The following is a 19,091-nucleotide window of genomic DNA, read 5'->3' on the forward strand; positions in this document are numbered from 1 at the left end:
CTAAAAACGTTACCATGCCGGGACTCACTCGATGGAGAGACGTTTCATATGAACCTCGTTGCTGAATTGCCCGCCGGCCTCACCGGCCTCGAACAACTGCAGCGCATGCTCGCGAGCGGCCGCAGCGCGCCTATCGGCGAAACGCTTGGCTTCAAGCTCGCGGAGGTGGAGGAAGGCCGCGTGGTCTTCGAAAGCGTGCCCGGGCTGCATGCGTACAACCCCATCGGCACCGTGCATGGCGGCTATGCGGCCACGCTGCTCGATTCTGCCTGCGGTTGCGCGGCGCATTCGCGTCTCGCGCCGCACCAGGGCTACACGACGCTTGAACTGAAAGTGGCCTATCACCGCCCCATGACCGCAAGCACCGGACCGGTGCGCGCCGAAGGCCGCGTATTGAGCATCGGCCGCCGTGCTGCCTTCACGGAGGCGACGATCACGGACGCCGCCGGCAAGCTCTATGCTTCGGCGACCTCGACGCTGCTCGTGTTCGAGCGCGAGGCGCCGGGCGCATGAGGCATGCGCCGCGCCCCGCGCCCCGCACCTGCAGCGGGGCGCTGGCAACGCTCTCGCGAAAGTGCACTAAACCGTACTAAACCGCATTAAAACGCATTAAAACGCACTAAAGCGCACGCCTCAGATCGTCCCGTGCGCCTTGTCCTCGATGAGCTTCACGAGTGCATGAAGCAGGCGGTTGGCCGGCGTGGCCACGCCCAGCGCCGCGCCGCGCCACACCACGAAACCGTTCAGATGATCGATTTCGCTGCGCTTGCCGCGCGCGAGATCCTGCGCGGTCGACGAGTATTGCCCCGGCATGGTTTGCGCAATGCGCTGCACGCTGGTGTCCACGTCGGGCGGCAGCGTCACGCCGTCGGCGTGCGCCACGGCCACGCATTCGGCCAGCACGTCCTGCATCGCATCGCGCACGCCAGCGCCTTCCACGAGACGCCCATAAGGCAACTGCGAAATCGCCGAGAGCGCGTTGTACGCGCAGTTCACGATGAGCTTGGCCCAGAGCGCGCCGCGCACGTTCGCGGAAATTTCGGTGGGCACGCCCGCATCGATCAGGGCCTGCGCGGCGGCCAGGCTGCCGCGCGCAGGCTCGATCACCAGTTCGCCGCGCCCGTGGTGGCGCACGTGGCCGGGGCCGGCCATCTCCGTGGCCACGTACACGACAGCGGCTGCGACGTCTTGCGGAATCACGGTGCGCAGGCGTTCGGCGTTGTCCACGCCGTTTTGCAGCGTGAGCACGAGCGTATCGGCGCGCAGATGCGGCGCGATCGAGGCGCCGGCGCTTTCGGTGTCGGTCGACTTCACACAGAACAGCACGAGATCGGCGCCGGCCACGGCGGCCGCCTCGGTGCTCGCGGTGAGATGCGGGCGGCCGATGCGCTCGTCGAAGCTCAGCGCTTCGAGGCGCAGGCCGTCGCGCTCGATGGCTTCGACATGCTGCGCGCGGCCGATCAGGACGACGTCGTGGCCCGCGCGCGCGAGCATCCCGCCGTAAAAGCAGCCCACCGCGCCGGCGCCCATGATGGCGATTTTCATCTGCGTTGCTCCTTCCGCGTTGCTTCTTCGATAGAGCGCAGTATGGTACACGGCTCGCGCGGCAGGCGCTGGGCGCGGCAGCGCCATTCACGCGGTCGCGATCATCAGCGTGCCGGTGGCCACCAGCGCGCCGCGCCAGAGCCAGTCGAAGTTGATCCAGCCGCGCCGCAGCACGCCGAGTCCCACATATTCATAGGCGACGATTGCGATGGCAGCGGTCGTGGCCAGCGTCACCACCGTGTGCAGCGCGGTGAACGCGGCGGATATCGCGAGCAGCCCGCCGGCGCCGCCATGGGCCGCGGTATCTCCGCAGACCGGCAGCAACGCCGGCATGAGCATGAGGCCCGCGCCGTGCAGCGTGGCCATCAGCGCGGACCATGCCGTGAGACCGAGAAAGCCGGCCGTCATCCCCGCGCGCACCCGATGGCGGTGCCCCCGCGCGTGCTGCCAAGCAGCCCAGCCGATCAGCAGCGCGCCAAGCACCCAGTGCAGGCCGCTGTGCATGAGCACGGGCCGCCACGCGCCCAGTGCGGCGATCGAGCTCGTGAATAGCAGAATCGATGCGGCGTGGCCCAGCGCGATAGGCGGCAGCGCCAGCAGCAACGCCGTGCGGCTGCGGCGCTGCAGCCCGAGCGCGGTGGCGAAGAGCCAGCCCATCGCCGGATTCGCGCCGTGAAACACGCCGCTGGCTGCCACCGCGCCCCAGGCGGCCCAGTGCGTGTCGAATGTTCGGAACAGCTCACTCATGCCATGCGTGCCATGCTCAGGGATAGCAATACGAATCGGATGAACAGTCGCCGCCTTCGAGCCGGATCTGATGCGGGCGATGCGTCTTCGGCCATTCCACGAAGAAGCGTTCGTCGAAGCGGAGTCCGCCTTCGGGCGCGGCATCGAGCTTCACCATCCAGCCGTCGATGCCATTGGGGTAGAACTGCGCGTCGATGGCGCCATACAGCGAATTCGTGAAATACACCCGCCGCCCGTCGCGGCTCACCTCCACCATCTGCGGACCGCCATTGAGCGCACGGCCTTGCGCGCGCGGATGCGTGGCGCGAGAGACGATCCCGCCGATGCGCACGCTGCCCGTCAGCACAGGATGTTCGGGATCCGAAACATCGTATTGGCGCAGGTCGCCCGTGCCCCAGCAGGCTGCGTAGAGAAAGCGGTCGTCGAGCGAGAGTGCGATGTCGGTGACGAGCGGCGGCACGGCGGCGAAGCCTTTGAGCATGGGCGGGAGCAATTCCGGGTCGGCGGGTTCGGCGGGAATCTCGATGATCTTGCGCGCGGCCCACTGATCGCCGTCGCGGTACCACTGCCAGATCGACGCCGAGAGATCCTTCAGGCTGATGACGGAATTCACGAAACCATATGGCTTCGTGGGGTCGTGCGCGGGCCGCAGTTCGAACACCAGCTGGTTCTCCGCGCCGAAGTCGAGCACCTGTTTGTGGCGGCGCGTATGCAGGTCCCAGAAGTGCAGCCGATGGCCGTACTGGCCGCCGAGCAGCACCTCGGGCACGAGGCCGTTCTCGAAGGTGGCGGGCAGGCCCCATTCGCTCGTCACGAGCGTGTCGTAGCCGAGATGCCACCAGCCATCGTAGGCAAGCTGCTGCGGGCCACGCTCGATTTCCCATTGGCCGAGGATGTCGAAGCTCTCGTGATCCATCAGGAAGATGCCGCCGGGCGCTTCGCCCTCGGCATTGGCGAGCGCTGTCACGTAGATGCCGTCCGGCCCGCAGTGCACCGTATGGGGGCGGGTATAGCCGGCGCGTTGCGCGACGCTTTCGGGCTCGTGGACGCGCACGATCTTCGGGCGGCGCGCGTCGGGCTTCGTATCGACAATATGAATGCGCGATGAGCGCAGGCCCGGCACGATCAAATAACGACGCTCGGTATGGGCGTGTGGCGCGTTCGGGCACAGGCACGAACTGCATGCGTTCCAGCCGAAATGATGGAGCTCGTCGCCGGTGTGCGGCATCGCGAGGCGATGGACGATCCGGCCGTACTCGGGCGAGGCGGGATCGAGGTCGACGACGTCGAGCGAGTCGGGCACGCGGCAAGTAGGGTCGAAACTCGCCACCCATGCGAGCGTTTCCGGCGTGGCCGCGGCTGCCAGGCGCGCGGAGGGGTAGAAGCTCGGATCCGGTTTCCATGTCGCCATCGCGACCTCTCCTTGTAGAGGTTTCGGAAGCGCCTATCTTGCACCGGTGTGCGCGCGTTTGCAGGCTGCGTGCCGTTTCGTCTGCATTGCCCGCGGCCTTATTCCGCGCGGGAAGATAGATATGCGCGGCCGTTATGAGGCGCGCGATTATCCATACTGCGAAAACAGTGAATTCGTCGCGTCGCCATTTATCCGGTGCTCGGGACTTTCTAGACTACATCCAACGGTTCGCCGCTTGTGCCGGACCGATCGTTCAAGTTACCGGAGGTGTTGTCATGAAGTCGCTTATCAAGGCGGTCGCGCTTGCTGCGGTGCTCGCGGTTCCGGCCGTTTCTTTCGCCCAGTCGCAACCTGAAAACGGCCCCCTCACGCGTGAGCAGGTCCGCAACGAACTCAAGGCGCTCGAATCGGTGGGCTGGCGGCCGAACGTGGTGTCGCCGTTCTATCCTGGGGACTACCAGGCAGCCCAGGCGCGTTTGCAAGCGCGGGGCGATAGCGGCTATGGGCCGGCGACGGACGGCACGTCGGAAAGCGGCACGGCCAGCAGCTACTCGCCGCCGGTGCGCATGATGCGTTGAGGTTGGAGGAGCGTTGCAGCACCCGCCTCGAAGGGGCGGCGAGGGGGCCATTGCGCGTTCCCGGGATGTATTCGAGTGCATGGCGCCGTACGAATGGGAACGTTCGTGCGGCGTTTTTGCGTGGCTGGCCGCATACCGCATCGACGCGGCAGGGGGCGTCGGGTGCTTATTGAGCCGGCGTCGGCTGATTGGCCTGAGACGGCTGGACAGACTGCTCCGCCTGCCCCGACGCCGGCTTCTCCTGGTCAGGCTCCCACCCGCCGCCCAGCGCGAGGAACAGCTTCACCTGATCGAGCGCCACCTGGCCTTCGGCCGCCGCCACCTGCGCGTGCGCGCTCGTGAGCGTGCGCGTGGCGTCGAGGTCAGAGAGGAACGGTTCGCGGCCCGCTGCGTAGAGGCGGTGGGTTTGATCGGCGGATTGCTTTGCCGACGCGTAGGCCGTGCGCAGCGCCTCGGCGCGCTGGTCGTCGGCGGCGTAGGTGGCGAGGCTCGTCTGTGTTTCGCGCAGCGCGTTGAGCACCACGCCGTCGAAGTGCGCGAGCGCGCCCGCCGTAGCAGCCTCCGCGCCGCGCACGCGGGCGCGCTGGCCGTTCAGCGGGAAGGTCCAGCTGATCAGGGGGCCGAATGACCACGCATTGGTCTTCGAAGAGAACAGGTCGTCCGTGAGGCCGATCGTGCCCACGCCCGCACCGATGCTGATCGACGGATACATCGCCGCCGTCTCCACGCCGATGCGCGCCGTGGCCGACGCGAGCTGGCGCTCGGCCGCGCGCACGTCGGGGCGGCGGCGCAGCAGCGCCGCGCCGTCGCCGACCGGGATCGGCTGCTTGAGTTTGGGCAGGCGGTTGCAGGCGAGCACCGCTGGCGGCAGGTCGGACGGCGGGCGCGCGAGCAGCATCGCGAGTTGATACTGCGCGACGCGGCGGCGGCCCTCGAAGCGCGGAATGTCGGCGGCGAGCGTTTGAACCTGGGTCTGGCCGCGCGTGACGTCGGTCTGGTTGCCGCGGCCCGCGTCGCGCAGGCGCTGGGTGAGCGCCACGCGCTGCTGTTGCAGCTTGAGCGATTCCTGCGCGATGGCCAGTTCTTCGCCGGCCGAGCACGATGCGACATAGGCCTGCGCGACATCGGCGACCACGGTGATGCGCGCGAGATCGGCGGCGGCGAGCACGGCTTCGTCTTCGGCGCTGGCGGCTTCCACGCCGCGCCGCAGCTTGCCGAACAGGTCGATTTCATACGACACGTTGATGCCGAGATCGCCGAGGTTTCCCACCGGCACCTTGCTGAACAGCAGATATTGCTCGGCCGAGACCTGGGCGCGCTGGAATGCGGCGCTCGCGCTGCCCGAGAAGCCGCCTTGCGCCGCGGCCACTTCGAGCGCGGCGCGCGAGCGTGCGAGATTCGCGGCGGCCACGCGCAGGCTGGTGTTCGATTGCAGCGCTTGCTGGACGAGCTGGTCGAGCGTGGGGTCGTCGTAGAGACGCCACCAGTCGTTGGGCACCTCGCCCTGCGAAACCGGCGCTTTGCTCGCGCCGTCGATCGGCCCCTGCGCGAGCGGCGCGTTCACGAGCGCGTCGTTCGGCACTTTGTAGTCGGGGCCGAGGTTCATGCATGCGCCCAGCGCAAGCACGAGCGGCGCGAGCGCGAAGGCGCGCCGAAGTCCATGACGCGTCATTGCGAAGCTCCGCTCGCCGTTGCCGGCGCGGCGCTCGAGTTCGCGCTCGCATTCGCTTCGGCATCCGAAGCAGTCACTGTGCCGCTGGCGCTGCTCTCACGCGTGGCGCGCGCTGCCGCGCCGGCCTTGCTCGTCTGCTTTTCGCTGGCTTCGGTGCGCACCGCGACGGTGGCCGTGCGGCCCGCGATCATGCGGAAGTCGTCCGGCACTTCGTCAAGTGCGACGCGCACCGGCACGCGCTGCGCGAGGCGCACCCAGCTGAACGCGGGGTTCACGTTCGGCAGCAGGTTGGGGCTTGGCTGGCGGTCGCGGTCCTCGATGGCGGCGACGATGCTCTGCACGTGGCCGCGCAGCGGGCGCGGCTCGCCCATTACGGTGATCTCGACGGGCTGGCCGAGACGAATGCCGCGCAGGCGCGTTTCCTCGAAGTAGCCATCCACGCGGAACGAATGCATGTCCACCACCGAGAGCTCGGCGCGCCCCGCCGTGACGTACTCGCCCGCGCGCGGGGCGCGGTCGTTCAGATAGCCGTCCACGGGGCTCACGATGGTCGTGCGCTGCAGGTTCAGCTTCGCGGTATCCACCTGCACTTGGGCGTCGGCCACGGCGGCTTCGCCCTGATCGACTTTGGTGCGGCTTTCCTCGAGCGTTTCGCTGGCGACCAGATTGCCGAGCGCGCGGTTGCGCGCGTATTCGCGTCTGGCCTGCGCGAGCGTGGCCTGGCGATTTTGCAGCGCGGCCTCGGCAAGACGCAGCGCGAGCGTGTAGCGCGCTTGGTCGATCACGAACAGCACCTGGCCTTTCTTGACCGGCTGGTTGTCGACCACCTCGACGTGCGTGATGAGGCCGCCCACGTCGGGCGCGACCTGGATCACGTCGGCGCGCACGCGGCCGTCGCGCGTCCACGGCGAGTACATGTAGTAATCGACGATGCGCCATAGCACGACCGCAGCCACGACGACGACAATGAGCGTGAGCAGGATCTGTCCTGCCGAGAACCAGGTTTTTTTCACGGTAGTAAGCGATGCGACACGATGATGACGGCAGCCAGCACGAAGACATAGATGCCGAGGTCGAAAATGGAACGATGCCACACGAGCCGGTAGAAGCCGACACGCGTGAGCACCTTGCCGATCACGACGTTGATGAGATACGCGATCAGCATCAGCACGAGCACGGCGGGCACGAACACGCCGAAGATATCGATTTCGCCGATCATGGCGCTGATCCTGAAGTGAGGAAAAAAGGTTGCGCGCTCACCTATTGGCTCCCTGGATTCCGCCCGGCCCGGTGCCCGGACGCTGGCCGACCAGCGTGGGGTAGAGCGAGAGGCGCAGGCCCACGAGCGCGTGCTGCGTGTCGCGCAGCCAGCGCTGCGTGAAGTGCGCGCGCGGCGGTGTTTGCGCGGCTTCGCCGGCCGGGCCCGCTGCGTCGGCATCGGCGGCTTCTTGCGCAAGACCTCGCGCGGCCACGCGATGCAGCGCGTCGTCGATGCTGGCGAGCAGCGCGGGCGGGGCGCTGTGGCGCTCGCTCGTCTTCGCGCAGCGCGTGTAGTGATCGCTCACGCCCGCGAGCACGCGGTCGATGGCGGCGGGCATGTCGCCGTCGAGCTTGCGGCGCGAGCGGCGCAGGTCCAGCGCGTTGAGGGCGATGCGCAGGTCCCGGAAGCTCTCGATCGAAGGATGACGATGCTCGTCCGAGGCCCCAAGGCGCGGAATCAGCTGCATCAGGCGGTCGACCATGCGCGAGGCCAGATCGCGCTGGTCGGCGATGCGTTCGGTGCTGGCGGAGAGCGCCACGTCGCTCCAGCTCGAGCGCAGCAGGCGCTTCGCCGCTAGCTCCGCGCCGAACGGGCGCGTCATGCGCGTCCACAGATAGGCGAACAACAGGCCGGAGACGCCCGCGATGTTGCTGTTCAGGAAAACGAAGAAATCGGCCTCGTAGGCGCCCTGGATGCTGATGAAGGTGGCCGTGTTCACGGCCACGAGCATCGTGACCATATTGAACTGCGGACGCGGAATGAGCGTGCCGATCAGGATGAACGGCCCCGCGAACAGCAGCACGAGCATGGCGAAGTCGTGCACCTCGGGCAGCACCACGAACAGATAGAGCCCCGCGATCACCGCGCTCGCGGCCGTCGCCACGAAAAAACGGAACACCAGCGGCGCGGGCTCGTCGAGCGCGGCGAAGAAGCAGCAGGCCACCGCCGCGAGCGTCACCGCGCCCGCGCCGTCGTGCCAGCCCGAGCTGACCCACAGCCAGCACGCCACCAGAATCGCGCTCACCGGCACGAGGCACGAGAACAGCATGAGGCCGCGGTCGTAGAAGCGCTCGGTGCCGCCGAGGCGCCAGTGCCGGTAGCGCGGCCGCCACGTGCCGGTTTCGTGCGCGATCAGCGCGCGCAGGGTCCGGCAGTCCTGCCACACGTCGATTACCTGGCCGAGGCGCCACAGCGCGTTCGAGAGCAGCGCGCCCTCCCAGCTCGTGAGCGCGTCGTGCGGGGGCTGCAGCGCGGCCACGCGCGCGCGCAGGCGCTCCGCGACGGGGTCGCCTTCGTCGTCGTGGATCTGGGCGGCGCGCGTGGGCAGTGGGGCGTCGAACCATTTGGCCGCGTCGGCGAGCAGCGCGTCGAGGCCTTCGGGCCACGTGTGCAGATCGCGCCGCAACGCGATGAGCGGGTCGGCGAGCGCGGAAATCATCGGCAGGAACAACTGCATGCGCCCGCGCAGGTTTTGCGCGCGCGCGAGGATCTCGGGATGCGTGTGGTCGTAGCTCAACTGGCTCAGCAGGAATTCGAGCTGGTTCACGGTGGAGGCGAGGCGCTGCCGGCAGGCCGAGAGCGCCTTGCCCGCGATCTTCCCGGAGAGCGTTTCGCGGCCATAGAAGGCGGCGTCGCGGAACCACGCGTCGGCGCGCTCGATCAGCGTGGGCGCGAGCCGGCTTGGCAGGACGGCGCTGCCCACCACGCTCGCGCAGATGATGCCGAGCGTGATCTCCTGGGTGCGTGCGATGGCCACGTCGAACACGGTGTTGGGTGCGGTCACGGTGGGCAGCGCGATGAGCGGCATGGTGTAGCCCGCGAGCATGAACACGTAGCTGCGCGCGGTGCGGTCCGAAATCGCCAGATAGAGCATCGTGCCGGTCCAGAGCGCCACGATCACGCTGAACACCAGCGGCATTTCGACGAACGGCGGCACCAGCGCGACGGCCGCGGACGCACCCAGCATGGTGCCGAGCGCCCGGTAGAGCGCCTTCGAGCGCGTGGCGCCCACGAACGGGTTCGAGACGATATAGACGCTTGCCATGGCCCAGTACGGGCGCGGCAACTGGAATATCAGCGCGATATAGAGCGCGAGCATCGAAGCGGCGAAGGTCTTGACCGAGAAAAGCCAGTCGCGCCAGGAGGGATAGGTCATGAGCCGCGTGCCGCTATCGGTCGTGAAGGGACGCGTCGGCCGGGTCCGGCGCGTTGAAGGCGTTGAGCACGCGCAGCGTGGTTTCCAGATCGGCGCGGCTCACGCCCTTGAGCACGCGCGCGCGCAGCGCACGCAGGTCTTCCTCCATTTGCGCGGTGACGGCATGGCCTTCGTGGGTCAGCGAGATGGTTTTGGCGCGGCGGTCGTCGGGGTCTTCGTCGCGGCGCACGAGGCCCGCCGCGCAGAGCTGATCGAGCAGGCGCACGAGCGAGGGGCCTTCGATGCCCACGTGCTCGGCGAGCGTGACCTGGCGCACCGCCTCGCCAAGACGCCCGGCGGTGAGCAGCGGCGCAGCGCAGGCCTCGGAGACGTTATAGGCGGCGAGCGCGCCGTGACTCGTGCGCCGCCATTTGCGCGCCGCCACGACGAGCGTGCTGCTGACGGCAAGACGTAAAGTATGAAGATTCGACATCGGCGCGATGATAGCGGAAAACTATTTGGTAGCAAACTATCGTTTTTCGGCTGGCTGTCGCCGGGCTTTCAGACAGGACTTTCAGGCTCCGTTGCGGCGCGCCCGGGCAGACCTTTCCGGATGGTAGTGGAATGGATGCAGGCGTGCATTCTGGGTGCCGCCCCAGGTGCCGTCTCAGCTGCCGTTCCAGGTGCCGTCTTTCGCGGCTAGCCCCTGCGGCGCGAGGTTTACTGAGCGCGCCAGCCCGCGAGCAGAACCGGCAGTTGCGCCATGTCCGTGAACACCTGCGCGACGCCCTCGTCGCGCAGCGCCTGTGCGCCGCTGTGGCCCGGCGTGCCTGGGCTGTAGCCGAACACGGTGGCGCCGGCCGCGAGACCGGCGCGCGCGCCCGTCACCGTGTCCTCGATCACGGCGCAGCGCTGCGGCGCGGCACCGAGGCCCGCGGCGGCTGCGAGGTAGACGTCGGGATGGGGCTTGCTGCGCGGTGTTTCGTGGCCGCTGAAGATGCGCCCCGCGAAGCAGTCGAGCAGATCCACCTTGCGCAATTGCAACTCGACCTTGTGGCGGTCCGCGCCCGAGGCGACCGCGATGCGCCCGTCGTAGACCGCGTGCACGGCGCGCACGGCGGCCGGCGCGCCCGGGATCTCCTCGAGGTCGCGTTCGAGCGCCGCGTTGCGGCGCGCGCGAAAGTGTTCGAGCCAGGCCTCCGTGATGCGAAAGCCGGTGTGCTGCTCGATGCGCTCCGCCTCGTCCTTCACCATTTTGCCGACGAAAAGGCGCATCGCCTCGTCCACGGAGAGCGTCCAGCCGAGCTCGCCCAGCATCTGGACCAGCACGACATGCGTGATGCGTTCGGAGTCGACGAGTACGCCGTCGCAGTCGAAGAGCACGGCATCGAAGGAGGAGTGAGGCATGGCTTGATGGGGCATCGGGGGCGGGCGGCTCGGAGCGCGATGATAACCGGGATGGGGTGGAGGCGTCGGGCTCGCGAGCAGGTCGGCTTTCGCGTTGAGCGCTACGCCGCGATATCGCCGCGATAACGCCGCGCGGGTCGGGTGTTTGACGCGCGCCAATGCTTCGCGTCTTGTCACCACAACAGCGGCCTTTCGAGATCGCAGGCGGCCTGCATTCTGTTGCGGATGTAAACGTTCTGTAAAAGCAAATAGCGCTTCGCTTTTCGCCACTGGATTCAACCAGTTCGAAGCAGGCGCATTAAACCGGGGTTAGAAAATGAAAAAGACCATGATGGCCGCCGCTTTGGCCGGCGTATTCGCGACGGCTGCACAGGCGCAGAGCAGCGTCACTTTATACGGGCTTATCGACGCAGGCGTGACTTACACCAACAACCAGGCTGGCCACAGCGCCTGGCAGCAGACGAGCGGCACGGTCAACGGCAGCCGCTGGGGCCTGCGCGGCGGCGAGGACCTGGGCGGCGGACTCAAGGCCGTTTTCACGCTGGAAAACGGCTTCTCCATTAACAACGGCGCCGCCGGGCAGAACAACCGCTTGTTCGGCCGCCAGGCATTCGTCGGCCTGGCGAGCGACCAGTTCGGCGCGGTCACGCTCGGCCGCCAGTACGACAGCCTCATCGACTTCGTCGCGCCGATTTCGCTCGTGGCTTCGCCCTACGGCGGCACGATTACAGCGCATCCGTTCGACAACGACAACCTGAACAACACGATCCGTATTAACAATTCGGTCAAATACACGAGCGCGAATTATGGCGGTCTGAAGTTCGGCGCGCTGTATGGCTTTTCCAATACGGCGGGCGAATTCGCCAACAACCGTGCGTATAGTGCCGGCGGCAGTTATCGCTTTGGTGGCTTGACCGTCGCGGTGGGCTACCTGCAACTGAACAACGACATCAACAATCTGGCGATCTCGACCAGTAGCACCGGCGCGGTTACCGGCAGCGCGCCCTTCACTGCGGGCACGCAGCGCACGTTCGGCGGGGGTGTCGGCTATACGCTGGGCCCGGTGACGGCGGGCATCGTCTATACGCAGACCAATTTGAGCAATGCGCTCGGCGGCAGCATCGGCGCGGCGCAGGCGGGTACGGCGGTGCCGGTCCGCCTCCAGACGAACAGCGCACGGCTGCAAAACATCGAAGGCAATGTGCGCTACTCGCTCACGCCCATGGTGACGCTGGCCGGCTCTTATACCTATACGCGCACGAATTTTGGCGCGGGCGAGAATCCCAACTACAACCAGGTCAACCTCCAGGCTCAGTACGCCATGTCCAAGCGCACCAGTGTGTATCTGCAAGGCGACTGGCAGCACGTGAGTTCGAATCCGTATGGCTTCGGCGCGCATCTGAACGGGCTGAGCGGGGCTTCGTCCACGCAGGATCAGGTGGCCGTCTCGACGGGGCTGCGTCACACCTTCTGACGGCACGCGGGCCGGTGGCGGATTTCGCCGCTGTCCGGCCCGCTAGTTCCCCGCATCGTCGTCCACGCACAACTGCGGGTCGGCCACGAGGCAATCCTCGTTCGACTGCACCGCCATCCCGCGCGTCTTCGTGGCCGATTCCTGGGCGGCCACGTGCAGTCCCTTGGGCAACAGCAGCCACATGCGCAGTCGTTCCTTGGTGCGGCTCGCCTCGGCCTGCGCGGACTGGCCGAAGCCATAGAAGTAATCGGCGCGCACTGCGCCCTGGATCGCGCCGCCCGAGTCCTGCGCCATCATTAGCCGATTCACCGCGCCGGGCGTTTGCGGGTCGTCGCGCGTGGCGACGAACACCGGCGAGCCGAGCGGCGTCGTGCGTGGATCCACGGCTATTGAGCGGCCCGCCGAAAGCGGCACGCCCAGCGCGCCGATCGGTCCGTTCGGCGAGTCGGGGATGGGCCGGAAAAACACATAGCTCGGGTCGGAGATCGCGAACGCGTGCTTGGGCTGCGTGTTCGCGCCAGGCACGGTGGCGAGGTTCGCGCCCGCCCCCGCGTTTGTGCTAGCGTTCTTCGCCGCCGCTTGCTGAGCACTCGCCACGGCGGGCCGCGCCGCGCCGCTCGCCGACGGACCGGCGCTGGCGAGCTTGAAGCCGCGCAACAGCGGCGAAGTGGGCTGGTCGTCGTCGCTGTCGTTCGCGCCCGTCGACGATGCGCCGCCGTCCCGCGAGCCTTGCGGGCCGTTGGCGCTGGCGAGCAGTTCGGGGCCACTGCTATCGGCACCTCCGCCGCTGTCGTCGGCGACGTCGATTTCCATCTCGATGCCGCGCACCTTGAGCTTGCGTCCGCTCGCGCCCGCGCGCGCGACGGGCGGCTCGAAGGGCCGGCCGTTCTGCTCGGCATAGGCCACGCGGCGGATGGTGCCGTCACGCATGCGGATCTTGCCCGAGCCCTGCACCTGCATCGAATAAAGCAGCACGGGATCGTCCACCCACGCAAGCACCGGCGCGCGCGCCGCGCCACGCTCGATCTCGGCGCGCGTGTAGTACGGCACGATGCGCGTGCCGTCCAGGCGCAGGCGCAGTTTCTTGTCGCGGATATCGGGGACGCTGTCGCGCAGGTCGAGGGTGTAGACGCCCTTCGCGCTGTCTGGCTGCGCGCCCGGCAGCGGGATCACGGTGCGTCCTTCGATGCGCGCCGCCGTGATGTTGCCGCGCGCCGCGCCGCCGAGCCGGCGCGCGTCGAGGTAAAGCAGGTCCTCGGGCACGCCGTAGACCGCGTAGACGTAAGCGCCGCCGGGCTGGCGGCTGCCGTTCAGGAGCGGCTCGTAGTAGCCGGTCATGGTGCCGTCGCGGCTGCGGTCGGTGTTGCGGATCTGGTAGACGTCGAAGTACGTCTCGAAGAAGCGGCGGATCGCGGCGGCGCTGGCCGCGTCGACGCCGCGCGCGGCGGCACACGGCGCGCTCCAGCCGTTGCGCGAGCCGAGCACGCCGCAACTGCGCTTGAAGGCGTCGAGCGAGCCGCCCAGATCGTCGGCGCTCCAGCCGGGCAGGTCGACGAAGCGCGCGGTCTGGTACCACGCATGGCGCGTGGAGAACGCGGCAACCGGTGCGCCAGGCGAGGGCGGGGCAGCGGAGGCGGCCGTGGCCTGAGCGGCGGAAGTGGCGGAAGTGGCGGAAGTGGCGGAAGTGGCCGGCGCGGCGGCAGCGGCTGCCGTAGCCGGTGCCGGACTTGCGGCCAGATTCGTGGGCGTCGTTGGCGCCGATGGCGCTGCATTCGCGGCAGTCGCCCTTGCCTGGGAGGGCGCGGCCGCGGCCGCCGTCGCCTGCGCCTTGCCGGCCTGCGCTTGCGTGGGCGACCCGATGATCACCGAGCTAGCCGGATTGTTGCTCGCGCAGCCAGCGAGGGCGGTTGCCGCTGCTGCCGCCGCGAGCAGAAAGAGCGGTCTGTCCATGACGGTCTCCTATGGCCTGTGGCCTGCGGCGCTACGAGCGCGGTGCCTGGCCGCTGCCGCCGACCACGTCGATCTTGAACGTCGCCGCGCCGAAGGCGTTGCTGCAACTCGTGGCCGCTTTGGCGCAGCGCGCCTCGCCCGCGAACGGCGACGCGCTCGCCGTGCGCTGCGCGGCGGCGGCCTGCTGGGCGCTCGCGGGGAAATCGGCGAACACGTCGCCCGCATGCAGTCCGGCGCTCGAGAAATCGCGCGGCTCGGGCGATACGATCACGAGAAAATGGATCGGCCCGGCGGGCGCGTCGGCGAGCATCGGCCAGCTCGCGCGCGGCAGCGTGAGCGTCTGCCCGGCGGCGATCGTGTTGGCCTTGTCGCGGCCGTTGGGCAGCAGCATCAGATAGTTGCCCTCGGGGTCGACCATGAAGGCGTAGACGCGGCCCGCGCGGCTGCTCGTCACCTGGAATTGCAGAAAGTCTTTCTTGATGCGCGCGGTCGTGCTGCGCAGGGTCGTGCGCACGTCGATCGAGGGATCCGCGAGTGCAACGATGCGCTCGAACTCGCTGACCGGCGTGTAGGGGGCAAGCGTGGCGGCCGACAGCGCTGCAGTGGCGGTGCTGACGCTTGTCTGCGGAAGCGCGGCGGCCGTGGTGGCTGCGGAGGGCGGCGGCACCGGCGGCAGGGTGGCGGCGGCGCTCGCCGTGGCAAGCGCGACGGCGGCGGGCGCGCTCGCCGGGGCCGGCGCTTTATCAGCCCGCGCCTTGCCAGCCGGCGTGATATGCAGCGTTATGCGCGGCATCTGTTCGGATCGCTGCAGCGCGACCCACGCGCCCACGGCAGCGACGATGACCACCCCCGCGCCGATCGCCAGCGGCACGGTGCGTTTGCGGCGAGCGGGCGCTGCCGTGGAAGTCGTGGCTGTCGTGGGCGTAGCGGGCGTCGTGAACGCAGCGGCTCGCACCACGGCAGGCGGCGCTGCCGCCGCCGAAGCCGCCGATGCCGGTCCAGCTCCCGCCGCCCCCGGCAACGGCAACGCGCTTTCCCTTTCGCGCAACGTATAAGGCTGTGCGAACTCCTGCCCCGCGCCCGCGTGCCCGGCAGTGGCATCGCCGCCTGCCATGATGCCCAGCTCCGCTGCGAGCGCGCGCACGTCCTGCGGGCGCTCCTCGGGCCGCACCGCGAGCGCGTGGTCCATGGCGCGCAGGAATGCGTCGCCATAACGGCCCGCCGCCGTGGTGGCGAGCGGCGCGTAGGTGTCGCCCATCAGCCGGCCCACGGAGGCGGGCGGCGTCTTGCCCTCGATGGCGTAATAGACCACGGCCGCGAGCGCGTAGATGTCGGTCCACGGGCCCTGCTTCATCGACGGCACCTCGGCATACTGCTCGACCGGCGCATAGCCCGGCTTGAGGATCACCGTGAGCGCCTGGGTCATGTCGCCGATCACGCGCCGCGCCGCGCCGAAGTCGAGCAGCAGCGGACGCTGGCTGCCCTTGAGCAGCATGATGTTGTCGGGCGCGATGTCGCGATGGAAGCACTGCGCGTCGTGCAGCACCGCGAGCGCGTCGATGAGCGGCGCGAGCAGCCCGCGCAGCCAGGCCTCGGTGGGCGGCATGCCGATCTGGCGCAGCGTCTCCTTGAGCGTCACGCCTTCGTAGTACGGCATCACCATATAGGCGGTGCCGTTGGCTTCCCAGAAGCGGTAGACCTTGACGAGCGAGTGATGGTCGAACTGCGCGAGCAGCTGCGCCTCGTTGATGAAGCTCTTCAAACCCGCACGGAAGGTGTCCTCGTGGCGCTGCGAGCGCACCGTGACATCGGCGCTGCCGGCCACACGCGCGGCGAGCGCGGCCGGGATGTATTCCTTGAGCGCCACGTGGCGGCGCAGCAGCGTGTCCCAGGCGAGATAGACGATGCCGAAGCCGCCTTCGCCGATCAGCCCGGCGATCTCGAACTCGGCGATGCGCGTGTTGATCGGCAGCGCCTGGTGGGTGGCTTCGGGCGCGGCGGGCGTGGCGGACGTGGCCGGCGTTGCGCTCGCCGGGTCGTTCGGGCTTGGCTCTGCCGGCTGCGCTTGAGCCGCCTGCGGTTGAGGTGGCAACGGCGGTTGCATCTGCGTCGGCATCAGCGTTTGTACCTCTGTGGCCGCTGCTGCGCTGGCCGGCGGCGCGTGCGCCGATGCGTCCTGAATCGTCGTTGCGTTATCCGCGCGTGGCGCGTCCTGTCCGGTGGCCGGGGACACGATGACCGTCTTGTCGTCGGGGCTGCTGCTCATGCTGCTCATCTAGCGGAGTTCCGTGTCGGGCGAGGCTGGACGCACGCCCATTCAACACCTAGACGAATCGGCATGGCCGATTTTGAACGCGTCGCGTTGTTTCGCGTTGTTTCGCGATGGTTCGCGATGGCTCGCGCTGGTGCGGGGCGTGCTGCGCGCTGGCCTGTGTACGTTAGCTCAGACGGAATTTTCATGAGCGCTTTCAAAAATCCTCGTCCCGTTTCGTCTTAAGACATAGGAATTGGCCCGCCGGACGCTGCTCCGGCTGCGCGCTCCGGGGCCCGGTCGCGTGATGTTTCTTTCCTGCAGGAAAGCGAAGTGAACGAACTCGAACATCGGTTGGGCTCCGGGCAGGCTGGCGCGCCGCTCGCCCGGACGAAGGCGCCGCTGTGTGCGCCGCTACGTGGGCCGCTGGGCGCGCTGCTGTGCGCGTGGTTGCTCGGCGTTGCCGCGCCGTCTGCCGCACACGCGGCGGGCAATGCGGCAAGCAGCGCCGCCAAGCCCGTCGCGGCTGCGCCGGCCGGTGCCGCGAAGTCCGCCGCAAAATCCGCCGCGAAGTCCGCCGTGGACGCTCCGGCCGCGGGCCTCGCGCCCGAGTCCCAGGGCTTTCGCGAGGCCGCCGAGCGCGAGCGCGACGCCGAAACGCTCAAGTCGCTCACCGACGAAGGCCGCCTGCTGCTCTCGCGCGACCGCGTCGCGCTGCCGGCCTACGACTATTGCAGCATGTCGGTGGCGGCGGCGGAGCGGGGCGATTTCCGTGACAGCATCAACGCGGCGGCGCGCGCGCTGGTGGTGGCTCAGCGCACCGATAACGCCGACCTCGTCGCGCTGTCCAAGCGCGATCTCGCGATTGCCTACAGCTACGCGGGCGACCTCGACGACGCCGACAAATACGCGCGCGAAGCGCTCGCTTCCCAGCCGAAGCAGCCCGAGCAGGTGTTCGCGCCGGCCAACAAGGTGCTCGGCGACGTGGCGCTGCGGCGCGGCGATGCGCAAGGCGCGCTCAAGGCTTACGACGACGCCTTGCAGACCGCCTCGCCGCGCTTCAAGCCGCTGGTGCTGCTCTCCATCACCAATGCGCAGATCGCCGCCGGCGACACGGCTGCCGCGCGCAAGACGCTCGACTCGACCGACGTGAGCGGCGAGCTCGCGCCCGCGCGCGGCCGCATCGAAGGCAAGCTGCTGCTCGCCGAAGGCAAGCCCGCCGAAGCGCTCAAGGTCTACCAGGCGCAGCTCGCCGGCACGGGCGGCGGCGGCGCGAGCGAAGCCAGCTACGACAACCTCTGGGTGCACGAAGGCATGGGCCGCGCGTATCTCGCGCTCGGCGACAAGGACCATGCGCGCGAAGCCTATCTCGCCGCCGTGGACGACTCTGAAAAAATCCGCTCGCGCTTTCGCAGCGACGAGTTCAAGACGGGCCTCTTCGGCGACACGCAGTCGGTGTTCGAAGAGGCGATCAAGCTGAGCGTCGATGCGGGCGACTACGAAGGCGCGTGGAGTCTTTCCGAGCGCAGCCGCGCGCGCGCGCTGCTCGACGTGGTGCGCAACCGCGTCGAAGCGGGCGTGGACGACCAGCAGCTGAACGGCACGGTGCCGACGCTCCAGGCGGTGCGCGCCGCGCTGCGCCCCAACGAGGCCATCGTCGAGTACCACAGCCTGAAGGACACGCTCGTGGTGTGGGTGATCCGCAAGAGCGGCTTGTCGGGCGGCTTTATGGGCTACCGGCTGCCGCTCAAGCGCGCCGACATCGACACGGCCGTGACCGACGTGCGCAACGCCATCGTGCACCGGAGCAAGAACGCGATTACCTACGGCGACAAGCTCTATGCGCTGCTGATCGCGCCGCTCGCGCTGCAGCCCGGCGAGCGGCTCATCATCGTGCCGCACGGCGCGCTGCACTATCTGCCGTTCCAGGCGCTGCACGGCCCCGGCGGCTTCCTGATCGAGCAGCACCCCGTCGCGCTCGAGCCTTCGGCGAGCGTGGCGTTGCAGCTCGAGGCGCGCCGCCAGAAGGTGGCGAGCAGCCTCGTGGCGTTCGGCAATCCGCAGATCGCGCCCGCGTATGCGCTGCCCGGCGCGCAGGCCGAGGTGGAGGGCATCGCGCCGCTCTTCGCGACCAGGGAGCTGTTCCTGCAAAGCGCCGCCACGCGCGCGCAGTTCCGCCAGAGCGCGCCAGCCGGGCGCGTGCTGCACGTCGCCACGCACGCCCAGGCCGACACCATCGACCCGCTGCACTCGCGCATCCTGCTCGCGCCCGCGACCCAGCCCGCCGACGGCCCCGACTCGCTGCTCGCGCTCGATGTCTACAACCTCAAGCTCAACGACGTCTCGCTCGTCACGCTCTCGGCCTGCGAAACCGGGCTCGGACGCATCGCGCGCGGCGACGAAATCCTCGGCTTCACGCGCGCGTTTTTCTATGCGGGCGCCACGAGCCTGATTGTGTCGATGTGGCCGGTCGCCGACGAGTCCACCGCCATCACCATGCGCACGTTCTATTCGCAGCTTTCGCAAGGCCAGGAAGCGATCGACGCCATGCGCGCCGCGCAGCTCGCCGTCATGAAGGAGCCGCGCTTCGCGCACCCGTTCTTCTGGGCGCCGTTCGACCTGATGGGCGGCTGGCGTCTTTCCATCGCGCGCGGATCATGA

Annotated in this window: 15 protein-coding genes; 4 read left to right on the plus strand and 11 right to left on the minus strand. The window is 68.6% G+C overall.

The genetic code is table 11. The features are described from left to right. Positions 1-48 precede the first annotated feature (48 nt). Positions 49-513 (plus strand): PaaI family thioesterase, encoded by a 465-nt coding sequence (locus P5W98_RS23815; protein WP_421025665.1) that lies wholly within the window; start codon positions 49-51, stop codon positions 511-513. 120 nt (positions 514-633) lie between these two features. Here P5W98_RS23815 and P5W98_RS23820 read toward each other — a convergent pair whose 3' ends face one another. From P5W98_RS23820 to P5W98_RS23830, 3 genes are all read right to left on the minus strand, one after another. Continuing rightward, the gene (locus P5W98_RS23820) at positions 634-1,545 is read right to left on the minus strand and encodes a ketopantoate reductase family protein (protein WP_421025664.1); all 912 of its coding nucleotides are present in this window, start codon (positions 1,543-1,545) and stop codon (positions 634-636) included. 87 nt (positions 1,546-1,632) lie between these two features. Next, positions 1,633-2,292 carry a hypothetical protein gene (locus tag P5W98_RS23825; RefSeq protein WP_421025663.1) on the minus strand — a complete coding sequence of 220 codons (660 nt, stop codon included), beginning with the start codon at positions 2,290-2,292 and terminating at the stop codon, positions 1,633-1,635. 16 nt (positions 2,293-2,308) lie between these two features. Continuing rightward, entirely contained in the window at positions 2,309-3,703 is a 1,395-nt protein-coding gene (locus P5W98_RS23830) for a selenium-binding family protein (RefSeq protein ID WP_421025662.1), read from the minus strand. Positions 3,704-3,978: 275 nt separating this feature from the next. Between P5W98_RS23830 and P5W98_RS23835 the strand changes: the two genes are divergently transcribed. After that, complete coding sequence (locus P5W98_RS23835) at positions 3,979-4,281, plus strand: DUF4148 domain-containing protein (protein WP_421025661.1); 303 nt, start codon at positions 3,979-3,981, stop codon at positions 4,279-4,281. Positions 4,282-4,447: 166 nt separating this feature from the next. On the opposite strand, the gene P5W98_RS23840 is transcribed toward P5W98_RS23835, so the two are convergent. From P5W98_RS23840 to P5W98_RS23865, 6 genes are all read right to left on the minus strand, one after another. Further along, on the minus strand, positions 4,448-5,953 hold the full coding sequence (locus P5W98_RS23840; RefSeq protein WP_421025660.1) for an efflux transporter outer membrane subunit: 1,506 nt from the start codon (positions 5,951-5,953) through the stop codon (positions 4,448-4,450). Further along, a complete protein-coding gene (locus P5W98_RS23845) occupies positions 5,950-6,966 on the minus strand; it encodes an efflux RND transporter periplasmic adaptor subunit (RefSeq protein WP_421025659.1) in 1,017 nt (338 codons plus the stop codon). Before P5W98_RS23845 ends, P5W98_RS23840 begins: the two co-directional genes overlap by 4 nt. Continuing rightward, entirely contained in the window at positions 6,963-7,172 is a 210-nt protein-coding gene (locus tag P5W98_RS23850) for a DUF1656 domain-containing protein (protein WP_175194798.1), read from the minus strand. Before P5W98_RS23850 ends, P5W98_RS23845 begins: the two co-directional genes overlap by 4 nt. 37 nt (positions 7,173-7,209) lie before the next feature. Further along, on the minus strand, positions 7,210-9,369 hold the full coding sequence (locus tag P5W98_RS23855; RefSeq protein ID WP_421025658.1) for an FUSC family protein: 2,160 nt from the start codon (positions 9,367-9,369) through the stop codon (positions 7,210-7,212). Between the two features lie 13 nt (positions 9,370-9,382). Beyond that, positions 9,383-9,841, minus strand: a complete 459-nt coding sequence (locus tag P5W98_RS23860) for a MarR family winged helix-turn-helix transcriptional regulator (RefSeq protein WP_421025657.1) — start codon at positions 9,839-9,841, stop codon at positions 9,383-9,385. Positions 9,842-10,068: 227 nt separating this feature from the next. Then, positions 10,069-10,755, minus strand: a complete 687-nt coding sequence (locus P5W98_RS23865; protein ID WP_421025656.1) for an HAD family hydrolase — start codon at positions 10,753-10,755, stop codon at positions 10,069-10,071. Between the two features lie 316 nt (positions 10,756-11,071). Here P5W98_RS23865 and P5W98_RS23870 point away from each other — a divergent pair, with 316 nt between their 5' ends. Beyond that, the gene (locus tag P5W98_RS23870; RefSeq protein ID WP_421025655.1) at positions 11,072-12,229 is read left to right on the plus strand and encodes a porin; all 1,158 of its coding nucleotides are present in this window, start codon (positions 11,072-11,074) and stop codon (positions 12,227-12,229) included. A 42-nt stretch (positions 12,230-12,271) separates the two neighbouring features. Here the strand turns inward: P5W98_RS23870 and mltA are convergent, their stop codons facing one another. After that, positions 12,272-14,179 carry a murein transglycosylase A gene (gene mltA / locus P5W98_RS23875; RefSeq protein WP_421025654.1) on the minus strand — a complete coding sequence of 636 codons (1,908 nt, stop codon included), beginning with the start codon at positions 14,177-14,179 and terminating at the stop codon, positions 12,272-12,274. A 31-nt stretch (positions 14,180-14,210) separates the two neighbouring features. Further along, the gene (locus P5W98_RS23880; protein ID WP_421025653.1) at positions 14,211-16,454 is read right to left on the minus strand and encodes a serine/threonine-protein kinase; all 2,244 of its coding nucleotides are present in this window, start codon (positions 16,452-16,454) and stop codon (positions 14,211-14,213) included. A gap of 309 nt (positions 16,455-16,763) precedes the next feature. On the opposite strand from P5W98_RS23880, the gene P5W98_RS23885 reads away from it, so the two are divergent. Continuing rightward, positions 16,764-19,091 carry a CHAT domain-containing protein gene (locus tag P5W98_RS23885; RefSeq protein ID WP_421025652.1) on the plus strand — a complete coding sequence of 776 codons (2,328 nt, stop codon included), beginning with the start codon at positions 16,764-16,766 and terminating at the stop codon, positions 19,089-19,091.

This window comes from Paraburkholderia sp. A1BS-2L (assembly GCF_051125205.1).
Lineage (GTDB): Bacteria > Pseudomonadota > Gammaproteobacteria > Burkholderiales > Burkholderiaceae > Paraburkholderia.